Source organism: Herbaspirillum lusitanum (assembly GCF_026127345.1).
GTDB lineage: Bacteria > Pseudomonadota > Gammaproteobacteria > Burkholderiales > Burkholderiaceae_D > Herbaspirillum > Herbaspirillum lusitanum.
Genome location: NZ_QXFG01000018.1, coordinates 1 through 16809 on the forward strand (window position 1 = coordinate 1; position 16809 = coordinate 16809).

A 16809-nucleotide genomic window follows, 5' to 3' on the forward strand; every position below is an offset into this window, starting at 1 on the left:
CGCGTCCGGCACGGACGCGGGGCGAGTCCGGGGTTGCATGAAGCATCGCTTCATGCCGGACGAGCCGGTTTGGCTTGCAAGCCAAACTGCGGGAGATTCCCGCCGGCTCCACCACCAATACAAAAGGTCACCCGAAAGGGTGGCCTTTTTTATTGGTAATGCGCAGAGAAATCGAATCCGCGTCCGGCACGGACGCGGGGCGAGTCCGGGGTTGCATGAAGCATCGCTTCATGCCGGACGAGCCAGTTTGGCTTGCAAGCCAAACTGCGGGAGATTCCCGCCGGCTCCGCCACCAATACAAAAGGTCACCCGCAAGGGTGGCCTTTTGTATTGGTAATGCGTCAGCGAGATCGGATCCGCGTCCGGCACGGGCGCGGGGCGAGTCCGGTGTTGCGTGAAGCACTGCTTCGCGCGGGACAAGCCGGTTTGGCTTGCAAGCCAAATTGCGGAAGATTCCCCGCAGGTGAACTACATTGGAGAATTGCGTAACAGAAATCAGCAGCGCACAACGCTTTCGTCGATGACGCGCAGATCGTCGCCCGCTTCAGATGCGACTGTGGATTCGGCTGCAAAATAAGCCGTCCGGCGCGCTTCATACTCGGCACGCAAACGCACGTAGCGTCGCTCAGCAATGACTTGTTGAAAAATAAACACCAAGCCTGCCAGCACCAAGCACAGCGCCGCCAAGGTTGCGCCCAGGAATGGCGCAGTTGCAAATGAAATCATCGATTGTCCCCCCGGATAAATCCGCTCTCACGGCACAACAATAAGTTCTTGTTTTGAAACATTATACTCATAAGAATGTTTTTTGCGCGTTGAAATTTTCTATTGAAGGAGAACCTTCTTTAGTCTTTTTCTTTTCCGCCGCATCATAAATTCGCCACGAGGGGAGACTTCAATCACGGATGAATTGCGAGTAAGCGCTTATATGCGCCACGCCATCATCAAGCTGACGAACGTGCGGCGCGATCAGCAAATCCCCTCTCTTCGTGTTGGTGCGGGCGAAGCAATATATGATCGTGCTTCCACCCTCCGGCACAATTCTCTCCCGCGCAAACATGTCCGCCCACAAGCCCCCATCCGCTGCCGTTCGTGAATTGGCGTTCCAGCCGCCGCTCGACTGGGAGCGCCTGCTGCGTTTCTTCGGCGGGCGCGCCACGGCCGGTGTGGAAGCAGTTGAAAATGGCGTTTACCTGCGCGCCATCGAACGGAACGGCGACCACGGGACGCTGGCCGTGTCGCGTCATCCCGACAAGGATTGCCTGGTCGTCGCGATCAACGGCAAGGCCAGCCGTCACGCCGATGCGCTGGTCGCACCGTTGAGCCGCATGTTCGACCTGCAGACGGATACCAGACGCATCCGCAAACATCTGGCGAAAGATCCGTGGTTGGCGCCGCTGTTCAAGGTGGCCCCCGGACTGCGCGTGCCGGGCGCGTGGTCGGCGTTCGAACTGGTGGTGCGCACCATCGTCGGCCAGCAAGTCAGCGTAAAAGCTGCGACCACCATCGTCGGCCGGCTGGTCGAACGCGCCGGCGAGCGTATCGAAGGCCATCCGCACGCGGCAACCGCATGGCGCTTCCCGACGCCGCATGCGCTGGCGGCAGTCGACCTCGCAGCAATCGGCATGCCGGGAAAACGCGTCGCCGCGCTACAGGGTTTTGCTCATGCGGTGGCACACGGTGACGTGCCCGTGGATGACCCTGCGGCCGACACGGCCGACCTGCGGAAGGCTTTGCTCGGCTTGCCCGGCATCGGTCCGTGGACGGTCGAATACGTCGCCATGCGCGCCTGGCGCGACGCCGATGCCTGGCCGGCGTCCGATCTGGTGTTGATGCAAGCAATCAACGACCGTGATCCTTCCTTGCTCAAATTGGCGCACCAGAAAAGCCGTGCGGAGATCTGGCGACCATGGCGCGCCTATGTCGCGATGCATCTCTGGAATGAGATCGCCGACCGCATGGGACAAACGCGCGGAGGCTGAAGTCATCGCCGCGCAATTTCGCGAACATGATGAGCAACCGATCGTCATCATGGCGCCGGCCGTGAACGATTAATCCTCTGACAACAAATCATCCGGTTTTGACACGGACGATTGGCAACATTGCAAAATGACGCCGGGAATTCTGTAACCGTCTGCAACCGTCGCGCTATTTGTCGTGCCGGACGCCGCCAACAGAATATAATGGCGCACATCTTTTGCACTACAGCTGAGGCCATGAGCTCCGAATTCCACCAACTCTCAGAGAAAGTCGCGCAACTCGCCGCAATGACGCAATCTTTGCGCCGTGAAAACGCCGACCTGCGTCTTAACGTTGCGGCCCTGACCACCGAGAATGCCGAATTGTCGCAGCGCATGGATGAAGCCCACCAGCGCGTCGCCGCATTGCTGGACAAACTTCCGGTTGCAGCGCCGATGCCGACGTTAGCCGACAATGAAGAGGAGACCGCGTGATGCAGCTCAACGTTTCGATCATGGGTCACGCCTACACGCTGGTGTGCAAGGAAGATGAAGAAGCGACGCTGCGCCAGGCGGTCGCCTACCTCGATGAAAAAATGTGCGCAATCCGCGATGCAGGCAAGATCAAGGGCAACGATCGCATCGCCGTGATGGCTGCACTCGGCATCGCCGCCGAACTGCTGTCGATCCAACCGGGCGGCGACGGTTCGTTCGCCGGCCTGACGGTGGCGGAGTGGAAGCAGAGCATCGCCTCCATGCATAGCGTGCTTGACGATGCGCTGGCGCCGCAGGAAAAATTGTTCTGAGCGCCGGCTGATTTCCCTCTGAATTCCCTGCGGATTTTCTTTCTCTTTGCGCGTGCGTGCGTTCATGCACGCGCCGCAATTTCTTTCCGCTTTCCTGTCGTCCTGTCCAAGCATTGGTCTGCGAGAAACGTGTTGGCGCGGCATTTTGATGTGCACGGACGTTGCCGCGCGCGCATGAAAAATTTATACCTGCCACAGAGTGAAAATACCTCGGAATTTTTACGCAAAGGCTTTGACAAGAATTCCGAATAGAGTAGACTTAAGTCTCCTGCCGTGTTCGCGAATGCTTATATTCCTTGAACCATTTATGTGCACAGGCTGTGGGATTTTGTTTGGTGGGCGTGAGCGTCGCTAGTCCGATGAACCCGAAATTAAACTAACTGCAGCCAACTTGAACCGCTTGGTTCAGGATGCCAGCATAGCGGCACAGGCGGGACTGAATTACTAAAGCGACTGTAGAAATACAGTCGCTTTTTTTATGCCTGTTTTATAAGCAGAACGGGAAATGTAAAACAGAAGAATGACATGCTCAGCAATGTGCATGCAACGACAACGATCGGCAACCTCAGTCGTTGCGCTTCTTCGCTGCGGCCTTGCGTTCCTGGCCGACTTCGGCAATGGCGTCCTGGAATTCGGTGACGTCTTCAAAACTCTTGTAAACCGACGCGAAACGGATGTACGCGATCTTGTCCAGACGCTTCAATTCGCGCATCACCAGTTCCCCGACCTGCCCCGACACCACTTCCCGGGCGCCGCTGGACAACAGTTTTTCCTGGATACTCTGGATCGCCGCATCGACCGCTTCGGCCGACACCGGACGCTTGCGCAAGGCCAGCATCAGGCTGGCCCGCAATTTGGAAGGATCGAACTCGCTGCGGCTGCCGTTCTTCTTGACGATGACCGGCATGGTCAGCTCGATGCGCTCGTAAGTCGTGAAACGCTTGTCGCAATTGGCGCAACGGCGGCGGCGGCGGATCGCGTCGCCCTCTTCCGAGATGCGCGTGTCCAACACCGGCGTGTCGTCATGATTGCAGAAGGGACATTTCATAGAGGCAAATCGAAGCAGACTACAGGTTGGATACCGGAGACCATCTTACTGCGCCTGCGGCCTTCGCAACAGCGAAGGCCGCAAGATCAAACAACTACTTTATTGCCGTGCTTGCCGGTTACGCGGCATAGACCGGGAAGGCATCCGTCAATTTCTTGACTTCGACCTTCACGCGTTCGATGGTGGCGGCGTCATGTGGATTGTCCAGCACGTCGGCGATCAGGTTGGCGACCTTTTCCGCTTCCGCTTCCTTGAAACCGCGCGTGGTCATCGCCGGGCTGCCCAGACGAATACCGGAAGTCACAAATGGCTTCTCAGGATCGTTGGGAATGCCGTTCTTGTTGCAGGTCATGTGGGCCGTTCCCAGAATCGCTTCGGCTTCCTTGCCGGTCAGATTCTTCGGACGCAGATCCACCAGCATCACGTGCGACTCTGTACGACCGGAGACGATGCGCAGGCCGCGCTTGATCAGCGTCTTGGCCAACACATCGGCGTTCTTCACGACTTGCTGTTGATACGCCTTGAATTCCGGCGACAGTGCCTCCTTGAACGCCACGGCCTTGCCGGCGATGACGTGCATCAGCGGACCGCCCTGGATGCCCGGGAAGATCGCGGAGTTGATGGCCTTCTCGTGCTCGGCCTTCATCAGGATCACGCCGCCGCGCGGACCGCGCAATGACTTGTGCGTGGTCGACGTGACGAAGTCGGCGTGCGGCACTGGATTGGGATAGACGCCTGCTGCGATCAGACCGGCATAGTGCGCCATGTCGACCATGAAGTAAGCGCCGACTTCCTTGGCGATCCTGGCGAAACGTTCGAAGTCAATGCGCAGCGCGTAAGCGGAGGCGCCGGCGATGATCAGCTTCGGCTTCTTTTCGCGCGCCAGTGCTTCCATGGCTTCGTAGTCGATTTCTTCCTTGTCGTTCAGGCCGTAGGAAACCACGTTGAACCACTTGCCGGACATGTTCAAGGCCATACCGTGCGTGAGGTGGCCGCCTTCAGCCAGCGACATACCCATGATGGTATCGCCCGGCTTGAGCATGGCGAAGAACACGCCCTGGTTGGCTTGCGAACCGGAGTTCGGTTGCACGTTGGCGGCTTCGGCGCCGAACAGTTTCTTGAGGCGATCGATGGCCAGTTGCTCGGCCATGTCGACGAACTCGCAGCCGCCGTAGTAACGCTTGCCCGGATAGCCTTCGGCATACTTGTTGGTCAGTTGCGTGCCTTGCGCTTCCATGACTGCAGGCGAGGTGTAGTTCTCGGAAGCGATCAGCTCGATATGTTCTTGCTGACGGACGTTTTCCTTCTGGATGACGGACCACAGTTCCGGGTCGACATTCGCGATGGTGTGATTCTTTGCAAACATGATTTCTCCAATGGATAAGGGTGCGCCTGAAGCACATCAGCCGGTAACACCTGGAAGCGCCGAAAACACAATAGGCGATGCCGACTTGAAGACTTCCAAATCGAATGAGGGCCAGGGTGAATAAGGGAATTGCAGGCAGCCTCAATCGTACTTTCCATTCAGGGCTGCCCAGGCGCACGGCTAATGAAATCTCACGCTTCCCGATGGATACCCATCTTGAGCCGGAACAAGGTCCCGGTTTTTCGCCAGTCACGTGAGACGAAATGGTCTGCGCATTGTAAGTGATGCCTTCGGATTCGGCAAGATTTGCCTCCGTGCAGGGTCAGGAAAGCGTTGCATCTCGCGCAGCGGCGCTTTGGGCTACAATTTCGGGTTATTGACGCAAACATGCATTGCATTGTTTGCATTGTCCTACGCCAACAGGGAGACTACAGATGATCGTTTTGATTACAGGTGCAACAGCCGGTTTCGGCGCCGAAATGGCGCGCAAGTTCGTCCAAAATGGTCACAAGATCATCGCCACCGGTCGCCGCAAGGACCGCCTTGATGCGCTGGCTGACGAATTCGGCGCCGACAAGGTGCTGCCGCTGGTGCTTGACGTCACCGACAAGCATTCGATCAAGAGCGCCCTCGCCTCGCTGCCGCAAGGCTGGCAGGATATCGACGTCCTGATCAACAACGCCGGTCTGGCGCTGGGTCTGGAGCCTGCACACCAGGTTGCGCTGGAAGACTGGGAAACCATGATCGACACCAACGTCAAGGGCCTGGTCACGGTCACCCATCACATCCTGCCGAACATGGTCAAGCGCGGCACCGGCACCATCATCAACCTCGGTTCGATTGCCGGCGCCTATCCGTATCCGGGCGGCAATGTTTACGGCGCCACCAAGGCATTCGTCGACCAGTTCACGCTGAACCTGCGCGCTGACCTGGTCGGCACCGGCGTGCGCGCCACCAACCTGGCGCCCGGCCTGTGCGGCGGCACCGAGTTTTCCAACGTGCGCTTCAAAGGCAACGACGGCGCCGCCGCCAAGGTCTACGAAGGCACCACGCCGCTGACCGCCGTCGATATCGCCGAAGCCGCATTCTGGGTCGCCACGCTGCCGGCACACGTCAACATCAACTACATCGAACTGATGCCGACTTGCCAGGGTTTCGGTCCGTTGAACATCAAACGCACCCAATAAAAACGCTCCTCAATGTCCGATTCAACCAATAAAAACAATAGCAGCAACAGCGTCGAGAGCAGCAAAAGCAACGACGCCTTTTCGTGGCCGGTCCGGGTCTACTATGAAGACACCGACACCGGCGGCGTCGTGTTTTATGCCAACTACCTCAAGTTCTTTGAGCGCGCGCGCACCGAATGGCTGCGCGCGCTGGGTTTTTCCCAGCAAGCCCTGGTTGAGTCGAGCGGCCTGATCTTCGTGGTCAAGAACACCGCGGTGGACTACTTTGCGCCCGCGCGGCTTGACGATGAACTGAAACTGACCGTCGTGGTCGAACAGTTCCGCAACGCGTCCATGTCTTTTGTACAAGAGGCCTGGCGCCTTCAGGGAACAGAACAAACATTGCTGGCGCGCGGCCAAATCAAGATTGCCTGCGTCAACGCCGCCAACTTCCGGCCCCAGGCCATTCCGGAAGAAATGCTGGCCCGCCTCAAGGGAAATTTATAATTCATCATCGCTACGCACGACCGCAGCGGCATCTTTACACCTGCCGCAACCGGACAGAAAATTTTTTGCACGTACAATTGAGCCTCTCGACCGAACGCCAGACTGCACCAAACCGAATCCCGTACTGAACCTCGACCCCACACGCCTCCATGAACGTCACTCAAGATCTATCCTTCTTTGCCCTGATCACCAACGCCTCCGTCATCGTGCAGTTTGTCATGCTGCTGCTGTTGCTGGCCTCCGTTTTCAGCTGGACTTACATCTTCCGCAAGATGTTCACGATCCGCAGCGCACGCTCGCAGACCGAGGAATTCGAGCGTTCATTCTGGTCCGGCGGCAATCTGATTGCGCTGTACCAGGACACGCTGTCCAACCGCCGCAAGGGCGGCGGCCACGGCGGCGCGCTGGAACGCATTTTCCAGGCCGGCATGGGTGAATTCAACAAGGCCAAGGCGCAAGTCGGCAAAGGCGCGACGATCGATTCCAGCGGCCTGCTCGATGGCGCCCGTCGCGCCATGCGCGCTGCCTATCAACGCGAAATGGATGCCCTGGAATCACATCTGGCCTTCCTGGCGACGGTCGGTTCGGTATCGCCTTACGTCGGTCTGTTCGGCACCGTGTGGGGCATCATGAACGCCTTCCGCGGCCTTGCCAACGTGCAACAGGCAACGCTGGCGGCGGTCGCTCCCGGCATCGCCGAAGCGTTGATCGCCACCGCCATCGGCCTGTTCGCCGCGATCCCTGCGGTGATCGCCTACAACCGCTTCTCGCACGACATTGATCGCCTGGCGATCCGCTTCGAAAGCTTCATCGAAGAATTCTCCAACATCTTGCAACGTCAGGCACGCTGATGGCAGGCTCATCCATGCGCGGGGGACGTCCCCGCAAGTTCAAGTCGGAAATCAACGTCGTGCCGTACATCGACGTGATGCTGGTGCTGCTGATCATCTTCATGGTGGCGGCGCCGGTGAACGATCCGAGCGTCATCAACCTGCCGACCGCCGGCAAGTCGACCGTGCCGCCGAGCGAGTACATCGAGATCGCATTGAAACCCGACGCCAAGGCCACCATCAAGGTCAACGGCCCCAAGCGCGGTGAAACGCAGACTGCCTCCGGCCGTCCCGACCTGGCGCAAAAACTGCAGGCGCTGCACGCCGACAGCCCGGACATGCCGGTGATGATTTCCGCCGACAAGGAAATCAAGTACGACGAAGTCGTGCAGGTTATCGCAGCAGCAAAGAAACTGGGCATAGCACGCGTGGGACTGGCAACGAAGTAATATGAGCACTCCTTACCAAGTACCGAGACAACCGGGCCGCTGGCGCGCCATCGCACTGGCGGTGGTGGTCCACATGGCCTTGCTGGCTTTCCTCTGGTTCGGCGTCAACTGGCAAAGCGAAACGCCGCTGACCGTCGAAGCGGAAATCTGGGATCCGAACATCAAGGAGGCGGCGCCGCTGCCGCAACCGGCGCCCGAGCCGGAACCGCCAAAGCCAACTCCAACGCCGCAACCTGTGCCTGAACCCGTCAAGCCGCCGCCACCGAAGGTGGAAGAGCCGCCCGTGGCGAAGCCTGATATCGCGCTCGAAAAAGAGAAAGAAAAGAAGCGCAAGGAAGCGGAAAAGAAAGAACGCGACGAGAAGGAAAAAGAAGCCAGGCTCGAGCGTGAAAAAGCCGATCGCCTGAAGAAAGAGAAACAGGAAAAGATCGACGCCGACAAGAAGCTGGCGAAAGAGAAGGACGACGCCGAGGCCAAGAAGAAAGCCGAAGTCGACAAGCTCGCCGCCGAGAAGAAACAGAAGCAGCAAGCCGCCGACAACAAGGCCGCCGAACAACGCCGCCAGGATGACTTGAAGCGCATGATGGGCCAGGCCACCAGCGCAAGCGGCGGCACCGGCACGGCGGCGCAGTCGCAGGGCCCGCGCGGCACAGCCGACTACGGCAACAAGCTGGGCGCGAAGATCCGCTCCAACACCATCTTCGACATGCCAGGCGAGTTGAGTGCAAACCCGGCGGTAGAATACACTGTCGAACTGCTGCCCGACGGCACGGTGCGCGGCATCCGCAAGAACAAGTCATCCGGCATTCCGGGCTTTGACGAAGCAGTCCAGCAAGCGATCAACAAATCGCAACCTTTCCCTCCCGACAAGGACGGCAAGGTGCCGAACAGCTTTACCTTTAAACACTACCCGAAGGATCAAAACTGATGATCAAAAACTCGCGCACCGCACCGAAATCACCGCATGGTTTTAATCAACCTTTTGGGTTTCGCCGCCTGACCGGCGTTGCACTGACCGTCATGGGCATCGCCGCGGCATCCGCCGCGCATGCCGAATTGCGCTTTGAGATTTCCGGCGTCGGCGCCAGCCAGATTCCGGTCGCCATCGCCGCTTTCCCGGGCGAAGAAAGCGCTCCGCAACAGATCACTTCCATCGTCAAGGCCGACCTCGCGCGCAGCGGCGTCTTCAAGCTGATCGACAACAGCGATTCGCTGTCCGACGCCTCCGCCATCAACTATGGCGACTGGAAGAACCGCGGCGCCAATGCGCTTGCCGTGGGCAGCGTGCAGCGCCTGGCCGACGGCCGCTTCGACGTGCGCTATCGCCTGTTCGACACCATCAAGGCGGCGCAACTGTCGGCGCTGTCGTTCGGCAGCCAGCCGCAACTGATGCGCCTCACCGCGCACAAGATCGCCGACGACATCTATGAAAAGTTGACCGGCATCCCCGGCATTTTCTCGACCCGGATTGCCTATGTGACACGTTCGGGCAAGGAATATCGCCTGGAAGTGGCCGACGCCGACGGCGAAGGCGTGCAAGTCGCGTTGCGCTCCAACGAGCCGATCATTTCTCCATCGTGGTCGCCGGACGGCGGCAAGGTCGCCTACGTTTCCTTCGAAGCCAAGAAACCGGTCATTTACATCCAGAACCTGGTGACGCGCCAGCGCACGCTGGTGGCCAACTTCAAAGGTAGCAATTCGGCCCCGGCCTGGGCTCCTGACGGCCAGCGCCTCGCCGTGGCGCTCACCCGCGATGGCCTGACCCAGGTCTACGTGATCAACGCCGACGGCAGCGGCCTGCGCCGCCTGACCAACACTGCCGGCATCGACACCGAGCCGCGCTTCTCGCCGGACGGCAATTACGTCTACTTCACCAGCGACCGCAGCGGCGGCCCGCAGATCTACAAGGTCAGCCCGAACGGCGGCGACGCCCAGCGCGTGACCTTCGGCGGCAGCTATAACATCAGCCCGCGGATTTCCCCGGACGGCAAGACTTTGGCGTTTATTTCGCGCCGCGAAGGCAAATTCCAGCTTTACGCGCTGGATTTGACCAACGGTCAGGAACAACGCCTGTCCGACACCGTCAAAGATGAGTCGCCAAGCTTCTCGCCAAACGGCAAATACATCATGTACGCGACAGAATCAGGTCGTCGCGGGTCGCTGGCCATCGTTTCCACTGATGGCCGGATCAAACAGCGCTTAACAACCCAGGTCGGCGATATCAGGGAGCCAACCTGGGGGCCGTTCATGAAATAAACAATTATTCACATTCATTCACGACAAAGGAGTTTCACATGCGTACATTCAGTTCTTTTGCAATCGTTCTTTCGGCAGCCATGCTGCTGGCGGCATGCTCGTCCACCAAACTGGACGACAAGAACGCCCCGGTTGAAAACCGCGCCGGCACAGGCACCACCAACGGCGCAGATCCGCGCGCAGTCAACACCGTCAACGCCGGTTCCGACCCGCTGAACGACCCGCAAGGCATCCTCTCCAAGCGCAGCATCTATTTCGACTATGACAGCTACACCGTCAAGGACGAGTTCCGTTCGGTGGTCGAAGCGCATGCCAAGTACCTGAATTCGCACAAGGATCGCAAGGTCATCATCCAGGGCAACACCGATGATCGCGGCGGCACCGAGTACAACCTGGCGCTGGGCCAGAAGCGTGCCGAAGCAGTTCGCAAGGCACTGGTCCTGCTGGGCGTGTCCGATGCGCAAGTTGAAGCAGTCTCGTTCGGCAAGGAAAAGCCGAAGGCCCTGGGCAGCGACGAAGCCGCATGGGCTGAAAACCGTCGTGCCGACATCGCGTACCAATAAGACTTATGCGCACTTCCCTGAAGACTGCGTTCAAGTCGTTTTCCGCAGCGGCCTTGATGGCCGCTGTCGCAAGCCTGTCCGTGCTGCCGGCAACGGCGCGCGCAGGCTTGTTTGACGACGATGAAGCGCGCAAGGCCATCCTCGATATCCGCAACAAGATCGATGCCCTGCAAAAAGACGTCGCCAACAAGACGGACAAGACCAGCGCGCTAAGCCTGTCCGACCAGAACGACCAATTGCGCCAGGAAATCGCCCGCTTGCGCGGCCAGGTCGAAGTCCTCAGCAATGAACTCGCCAACACGCAGCAACGCCAGAAAGACTTCTACGTCGACCTGGACGCGCGCGTGCGCAAGCTGGAACCGCAAAAAGTCACGATCGACGGCAAGGAATCCAGCGTCGACCTGAATGAGCAAAAGACCTATGACGCCGCACTGAACCTGTTCAAGGGCGGCGACTACAAGGGCGCCGGCGCAGCCTTCAGCGACTTCCTGAAACGTTATCCGCAATCCGCTTACGCACCGTCGGCGCAATACTGGGTTGGCAACTCTCTGTATGCGCAACGCGACTACAAGGGAGCGATCGCCGCCCAGCAAGTCGTGGTGAAGAATTATCCGGACAGCCCCAAGGTAGCGGACGCGATGCTCAACATCGGCAGTTCCTACGTGGAGCTCAAGGACAAGGCGGCCGCGAAGAAGGCCTGGGATGCACTGATTGCGAAGTATCCGGAAAGTCCGGCAGCGCAGACCGGCAAGGAAAAACTGGCGACGTTGAAATAGTTTCCCTGTGCGTTTGACACGATTGATCGATTTTGCATATAATAGCGGTCTTTCGGGTCGTTAGCTCAGCTGGTAGAGCAGCGGACTTTTAATCCGTTGGTCGCAGGTTCGAATCCCGCACGGCCTACCAGAAATTCAGCAGTAGAAATAATACGCAGCGATAAGCACGATAAGCAGCAAGTAAAAAGGGTTCCAAGCAATTGGAACCCTTTTTCCATTTCCGGCGGTAAATACATACCGCCACGCCCTCTGCCCAAAACCCTCGCCCACAAACACGCGCCCTTTTCCACATGTGGCGTTGCCAGGCTCGCCGCGTCGACAAGTCAGCATCGCAAACCGCATTTTTAATGTCAGAATAGGCGTCGCCGGGAAGGCTTCTCCGGCGACAATCCGTCACTCTGGTCCCTGCATGGCAAAAAGAATTACATCGCAAGAAGACGGCGGGCCTGCGCGGGCCGTCACCAAGGAAGATGTAGCGCGCGTCGCCGGCGTGTCGCACATCACCGTGTCGCGCGTGATCAATTCACCCGACAAGGTGGCGCCGGCCACGCGTGAAAAAGTCCAGGCCGAGATTACCCGGATGGGCTACATCCCCAACCTGCTGGCGGGTGGACTGGCGTCGCGGCGCACGCGCATTGTCGCGGCCGTGGTGCCGACCATCGGCCACTCGATCTTTGCGGAAACCGTGCGCGGCATGTCGGAATATCTGATGGCGCACGGCTACCAGCTGCTGCTGGGCCAGAGCGATTACTCCGAAGACATCGAAACCAGGCTGGTTGAAGCCTTCATCGGCCGTCGTGTCGACGGCCTGGTGCTGACCGGCGTGCAGCATACCCCTGCGACGCTGCAACGCCTCAAGACTGCCGGCATTCCGGTGGTGGAAACCTGGGACCTGACGTCCGAGCCGATCGACATGCTGGCCGGCTTCTCCAACTACGACGCCGGCGCGGCCATGGGCGATTACCTGGTGGAACAAGGTTATCGGCGCATCGCCTTCGTCGGCGGTGAAGATCCGCGCGGCGTGGCGCGCCTGGCCGGTCTCAGCGCCGCGCTCAAGCGGCATCGCCTGCACGCGCCGGTGCGCATCACGGCATCGCCGGGATCATTCCTGCAGGGCGGCCGCGAAGCCATGGTGACGCTGCTGGAGCAGCATCGCGACGTCGATGCCGCCTTCTTCAGCAACGACGTCATCGCTGCCGGTGCGGTGCTGGAATGCGATCGGCGCAAGGTGCGCATTCCGCAGGACATCGCCATCGCCGGCTTCGCCAATCTCGACATCGCTTCGGAAATCAATCCGCCGCTCACCACCGTGCACGTCAGCAGCCATCGCATCGGCGAGACCGCAGCGAGGATGCTGCTGGCCCGGCTGGGCGGTAAAGACGCCGAGGCCGACACGGTCAGCGATCTCGGCTTCTCCATCGTGCGCCGCGGCAGCGCCTGAACGCAGACGCTGCCCGCGACCTTTTGCTTTCAGGCGTCTTCTTCGTAGATCACGCCGCGAGTCTCCGGCGCCATCAGCAGCGCAATCAGCGCGACACCGCCCATGAACACCAGATAACCGATGATCGGATAATAGCTGCCGCCGTAGTACGCCAGCAGCCCAGTCGCAATGACCGGCGCCATGCCGCCCGTGATCACCGACGACAATTCACGCGCCATGCAAATACCGCTCATGCGCACGCTCGGCGGGAACAACTCGGCGAAGAACGCCGCCTGCACCGAGAACATCGGATACAGACCAAACACGATCATCATCACGAAGCCGGCGATGATCATCGGGGTTTCCCGCGTCTCCAGCATCATGAAGAACGGCCACGAACCCAGGATCATGACCAGGATGCCGAGGATGTACACCGGCTTGCGGCCAATGCGGTCCGACAGCATGCCCCAGAACGGATTGAGCAATGCGCCCAGGCCGGCGCCGATCAGCACCGCCACCAGGCCGATGCTGGCATCGATTTTCAGTTGCGCGGTCAGGTAGGACAGCGCCCACACCTGGAAGATATAGCCCGCCGTGTTTTCGGAAAAACGCGCGCCGATGGCGATGAACAGATGGCGGCGATGGTGCTTCCACACCGCTGAAACCGGCGACTTCCGCACGGCCTTCTTCGACTTGATTTTTTCGAACGCGGGCGACTCCAGCACGTACAGGCGGATGTACATCCCGACCGCCAGGCCGATGCTGCTCAGGATGAAGGGAATGCGCCAGCCGTAGTTCATGAAATCGGCTTCCGGCATCTGCCGCACCAGCGTGAAGACGCCGGCCGACAGCACCACGCCCAGCGCCACACCGACGCCCGGCCAGCTGGCGTAATAGCCGCGCTTGTTGACCGGCGCATATTCGGCCGACATGGTGACCGCGCCGCCGAACTCCGCGCCGGCGGCAAAACCCTGGATCAATCGCAACAACGTCAACAGGATGGGCGCGGCAATGCCGATGCTGGCATAGGTCGGCAGGAAGCCGATCAGCGTCGTGCTCAGTCCCATCATCAGTAAAGTGATCACCAGCACATTCTTGCGCCCGATGCGGTCGCCGATATGGCCGAACACGAAACCGCCCAGCGGGCGCACCACAAACCCCAGCGCATACGAACCGAAGGCAGCCAGCGTGCCGATCATCGGATCGAGCTTGGTGAAGAACAGGACGTTGAAGACGATCGCCGCGGCGGTGCCGTAAAGGAAGAAGTCATACCATTCGAGCGCGGTGCCGACCACCGAAGAGCGCAGCGCGATGACGCGCTGGCGTTCGAGTCCGGCGCCGGCGTTGGCGCGGTCTGCAGCATTGCTGGCGTCGCGTTCAGTCTGGTGCTCTGAAACGGACCCGAGGGCGTGGTCCGCGCGCGGGCTGCTGGCGATTGTATTCATGCTGTCTGTCTCCTGGTGGATGTCGGCGCCCTTGCCGGTCCCATGGTAAAGCATGGGGGCGTGTCGTGTTGTCTCGATCTACGACCGGCGGGGGCGCCATGTGCTCATTGATGGAAGCGATACTTCTCCTTGGCCTTGCTGGTTGAAATGAAAATGTGAAAACTTGAAATCACGCGGCAGCCCGTTCCTGCGTCGCACCCGCCGCCGTTGCCGCATCGTCTGCGCAGGTCTGCCACAGCGCACGCACGCTGTCCTTCATGACGCCGGCTTCCTGCCAGCGGTCCGACAATTCATAGCCGTCGGCGCCGGTCATGGCGTATTCCGGCGGACCGAGTTCGCACAGGAAAGTCAGGACGCCATCGGCCGGCGCGCGACGACGCCAGCTGCGGAATCCGTACTCCCACCACTGCATGAACAGTTGCAGCCATTGCTGATGCTGGGGAAACGCCAGTTGCAGCTGGATCTGCTCGCGGCTCGCGACGCGGCCGTGGAAGCCCCAGGCGTTGTCGATGATCCGGTGCATCAGTGCATGGTTCTCGTCCGAGATCGGCCAGGCGAATTCGCGGCCCACCACGTAGTGCGACAAGTCCGCGGTAAGCCGCAGATCCGGAAACCGGTCCAGCAACTGCAGCGTGAAGAACAGGTCGGTGGTCATGCGGTCGCGATGCGTCTCGATGTGCAGCGCGATGCCGGCATCATCGGCCAGCCGCCGCCATCCCTCGATGTAAGGAATGCATTCGTCCAGCGTATAAGGACGCACGTCAGCCTGCAGGTTGATGTGATCGGCGCCGAACTCCTGCACATGCTCGATGATGGGCTTGAGCTCGTCGACGCTGCGCGGATAACACTGCGCCTGCCAGCTCATGCCATGTTCACGCAGGAAGGCCGTGACTTCGCGCGCATAGTCGCGATCGAAGAAACGCACGCCGGCGCCGTCGAAACCGGCGTCGCGGATCATGGCGAGCTTCTGCTCCAGGGTCCATTCATGGCCGTCGGGACGGCGGCGTTCCATGGCCCACAGGGATTGATAGACGCGTAGCTGTTGCATGATGCGCATCCGACTCAGGTGGAGGCCGCTTGCACTGCCGCATCGTCGGCAATGTCGAAAAAGCGTTTTCCGCTGGACGCCTGGTTCTCGTAGATCGAGCCTTGATTCAAGGCCGGCGGCAACGGCATGCGCACCGGCACGTCGCGGAAGCGCGGCACGATGGTCGGCGTCCCACTGAGCAGGCGCGAGTTGAATTCATCGAAATCCGCCACGCCCAACAACGGGAAAGCATCCGCCGCGCACACTTCATACAGCAGGAAATTGCGCGACATGGTCGAGCGGTTTTGCGCTGAACCGTGCACCGCCCGCACGTGGTGAAACGACACCGACCCCGCCTTGCCCGTCACCGGCACCGCCCGGTCCAGATTGAGTCCCGGCGTGGCCGGATCGATGGCGCCGCAGAAACGGCCGTCGGCGTGGTGATCATAAGTAGGACCGGTATGCGAACCCGGCACCACCAGCATCGCGCCGTTTTCCAGCGAGGTGTCATCAAGCATCACGCCGACCGCCAGGATGTCGTCGTTGGTGTGCGGATAAAAGGCCCAGTCCTGGTGCCATTCCACCGGCGAACCGAAGCGCGGCGATTTCAGGTTGAGCTTGGAGCTCTGCAATCGCAGCCCCTCCCCCAGCAAATCGCGCAGCACCGCCACCACCGGTTGCGAGCGGATGAACTCTTCGAACACGGGGTGATGCTTGTGCGGCTGCTTGATGCGGCGCAGGCGCGGATCGTCGGCGCTATGGCCGTTCTCCAGATCGAAGACCTGAGTGTGGGTGTTGACGGCACGCGATTGCTCCAGCCATTGCGCGAGCGCCTCCTTCATCCGCTGCAGCGTGAAAACGTCCAATAAACCGGGGACGACCAGCAAGCCATCGGTTCGATACTGTTCGATCTGCGCAGGGGTCAGCATGGGTGCTCTCCTTGATGTTGGAACGGCCGCGGCAGAGAAATTCGCCGCGATCCGGATGAAAGCAAAAATCGATGTTCGCGCGAACATATTAGGTCTGCAAAAATTCGCTGTCAACCTGAAATCGGGATAAACGGGCGAACTTCGATGGCGCACAGCAGCAGGGTGGGAGCGGAATACGCCGTTGCCGAGACGCGCCGGAAGGCGGTGGAGCACGGCGAAAAAAAGCCCCCGGGCTTCGCAGACCGGGGGCTGAATCCAATTCA

At 59.9% G+C, this 16809-nt stretch carries 19 protein-coding genes, 1 tRNA gene, 1 other RNA gene and 1 riboswitch; of the genes, 15 read left to right on the forward strand and 6 right to left on the reverse strand.

What is annotated here, in order from left to right; genetic code table 11:
• Positions 1-495: 495 nt before the first annotated feature.
• Complete coding sequence (locus tag DXT88_RS21645; RefSeq protein ID WP_265216006.1) at positions 496-726, reverse strand: hypothetical protein; 231 nt, start codon at positions 724-726, stop codon at positions 496-498.
• 332 nt (positions 727-1058) lie between these two features.
• Between DXT88_RS21645 and DXT88_RS21650 the strand changes: the two genes are divergently transcribed.
• From DXT88_RS21650 to ssrS, 4 genes are all read left to right on the forward strand, one after another.
• Complete coding sequence (locus DXT88_RS21650) at positions 1059-1982, forward strand: DNA-3-methyladenine glycosylase family protein (protein WP_265216007.1); 924 nt, start codon at positions 1059-1061, stop codon at positions 1980-1982.
• Between the two features lie 234 nt (positions 1983-2216).
• Positions 2217-2453: a hypothetical protein gene (locus DXT88_RS21655; protein WP_016833091.1), complete on the forward strand. Its 237-nt coding sequence runs from the start codon at positions 2217-2219 to the stop codon at positions 2451-2453.
• Complete coding sequence (locus tag DXT88_RS21660) at positions 2453-2764, forward strand: cell division protein ZapA (RefSeq protein ID WP_016833092.1); 312 nt, start codon at positions 2453-2455, stop codon at positions 2762-2764. The genes DXT88_RS21655 and DXT88_RS21660 overlap by 1 nt, the downstream gene beginning before the upstream one ends.
• 262 nt (positions 2765-3026) lie before the next feature.
• A non-coding RNA gene (gene ssrS, locus DXT88_RS21665) (6S RNA) lies at positions 3027-3205 on the forward strand.
• A gap of 124 nt (positions 3206-3329) precedes the next feature.
• Here ssrS and nrdR read toward each other — a convergent pair.
• Together nrdR and glyA are read right to left on the reverse strand one after the other, a co-directional pair.
• Positions 3330-3812, reverse strand: coding sequence for a transcriptional regulator NrdR (gene nrdR, locus DXT88_RS21670; protein WP_016833093.1), 483 nt, complete (start codon positions 3810-3812; stop codon positions 3330-3332).
• A gap of 118 nt (positions 3813-3930) precedes the next feature.
• Complete coding sequence (gene glyA / locus DXT88_RS21675) at positions 3931-5178, reverse strand: serine hydroxymethyltransferase (protein WP_016833094.1); 1248 nt, start codon at positions 5176-5178, stop codon at positions 3931-3933.
• Between the two features lie 159 nt (positions 5179-5337).
• Positions 5338-5441, reverse strand: a riboswitch (ZMP/ZTP riboswitch).
• 171 nt (positions 5442-5612) lie between these two features.
• Here glyA and DXT88_RS21680 point away from each other — a divergent pair.
• The 10 genes from DXT88_RS21680 to DXT88_RS21725 all read left to right on the forward strand — a co-directional run bounded on the left by DXT88_RS21680 (position 5613) and on the right by DXT88_RS21725 (position 13166).
• Complete coding sequence (locus tag DXT88_RS21680; protein WP_265216008.1) at positions 5613-6365, forward strand: SDR family oxidoreductase; 753 nt, start codon at positions 5613-5615, stop codon at positions 6363-6365.
• 12 nt (positions 6366-6377) lie between these two features.
• Entirely contained in the window at positions 6378-6851 is a 474-nt protein-coding gene (gene ybgC / locus DXT88_RS21685; RefSeq protein ID WP_265216009.1) for a tol-pal system-associated acyl-CoA thioesterase, read from the forward strand.
• A 149-nt stretch (positions 6852-7000) separates the two neighbouring features.
• Positions 7001-7702 carry a protein TolQ gene (gene tolQ, locus DXT88_RS21690; RefSeq protein ID WP_016833097.1) on the forward strand — a complete coding sequence of 234 codons (702 nt, stop codon included), beginning with the start codon at positions 7001-7003 and terminating at the stop codon, positions 7700-7702.
• The gene (locus DXT88_RS21695) at positions 7702-8130 is read left to right on the forward strand and encodes an ExbD/TolR family protein (protein ID WP_016833098.1); all 429 of its coding nucleotides are present in this window, start codon (positions 7702-7704) and stop codon (positions 8128-8130) included. The genes tolQ and DXT88_RS21695 overlap by 1 nt, the downstream gene beginning before the upstream one ends.
• A gap of 1 nt (position 8131) precedes the next feature.
• The gene (tolA, locus tag DXT88_RS21700; RefSeq protein ID WP_265216010.1) at positions 8132-9058 is read left to right on the forward strand and encodes a cell envelope integrity protein TolA; all 927 of its coding nucleotides are present in this window, start codon (positions 8132-8134) and stop codon (positions 9056-9058) included.
• A 92-nt stretch (positions 9059-9150) separates the two neighbouring features.
• Entirely contained in the window at positions 9151-10386 is a 1236-nt protein-coding gene (gene tolB / locus DXT88_RS21705; RefSeq protein WP_265216213.1) for a Tol-Pal system beta propeller repeat protein TolB, read from the forward strand.
• 38 nt (positions 10387-10424) lie between these two features.
• Positions 10425-10949, forward strand: coding sequence for a peptidoglycan-associated lipoprotein Pal (gene pal / locus DXT88_RS21710; RefSeq protein WP_029363186.1), 525 nt, complete (start codon positions 10425-10427; stop codon positions 10947-10949).
• A gap of 5 nt (positions 10950-10954) precedes the next feature.
• Positions 10955-11725 carry a tol-pal system protein YbgF gene (ybgF, locus tag DXT88_RS21715; protein ID WP_265216011.1) on the forward strand — a complete coding sequence of 257 codons (771 nt, stop codon included), beginning with the start codon at positions 10955-10957 and terminating at the stop codon, positions 11723-11725.
• A 54-nt stretch (positions 11726-11779) separates the two neighbouring features.
• Positions 11780-11855, forward strand: a tRNA-Lys gene (locus DXT88_RS21720).
• A gap of 279 nt (positions 11856-12134) precedes the next feature.
• Positions 12135-13166 (forward strand): LacI family DNA-binding transcriptional regulator, encoded by a 1032-nt coding sequence (locus DXT88_RS21725; protein ID WP_016833104.1) that lies wholly within the window; start codon positions 12135-12137, stop codon positions 13164-13166.
• A gap of 29 nt (positions 13167-13195) precedes the next feature.
• On the opposite strand, the gene DXT88_RS21730 is transcribed toward DXT88_RS21725, so the two are convergent.
• From DXT88_RS21730 to DXT88_RS21740, 3 genes are all read right to left on the reverse strand, one after another.
• Complete coding sequence (locus tag DXT88_RS21730) at positions 13196-14590, reverse strand: MFS transporter (RefSeq protein WP_265216012.1); 1395 nt, start codon at positions 14588-14590, stop codon at positions 13196-13198.
• Positions 14591-14759: 169 nt separating this feature from the next.
• Positions 14760-15638, reverse strand: coding sequence for a sugar phosphate isomerase/epimerase family protein (locus tag DXT88_RS21735; protein WP_265216013.1), 879 nt, complete (start codon positions 15636-15638; stop codon positions 14760-14762).
• A gap of 14 nt (positions 15639-15652) precedes the next feature.
• Positions 15653-16546 carry a phytanoyl-CoA dioxygenase family protein gene (locus DXT88_RS21740; protein WP_016833107.1) on the reverse strand — a complete coding sequence of 298 codons (894 nt, stop codon included), beginning with the start codon at positions 16544-16546 and terminating at the stop codon, positions 15653-15655.
• Here DXT88_RS21740 and DXT88_RS21745 point away from each other — a divergent pair.
• Complete coding sequence (locus tag DXT88_RS21745) at positions 16545-16676, forward strand: hypothetical protein (protein ID WP_265216014.1); 132 nt, start codon at positions 16545-16547, stop codon at positions 16674-16676. The genes DXT88_RS21740 and DXT88_RS21745 overlap by 2 nt on opposite strands.
• Positions 16677-16809 lie beyond the last annotated feature (133 nt).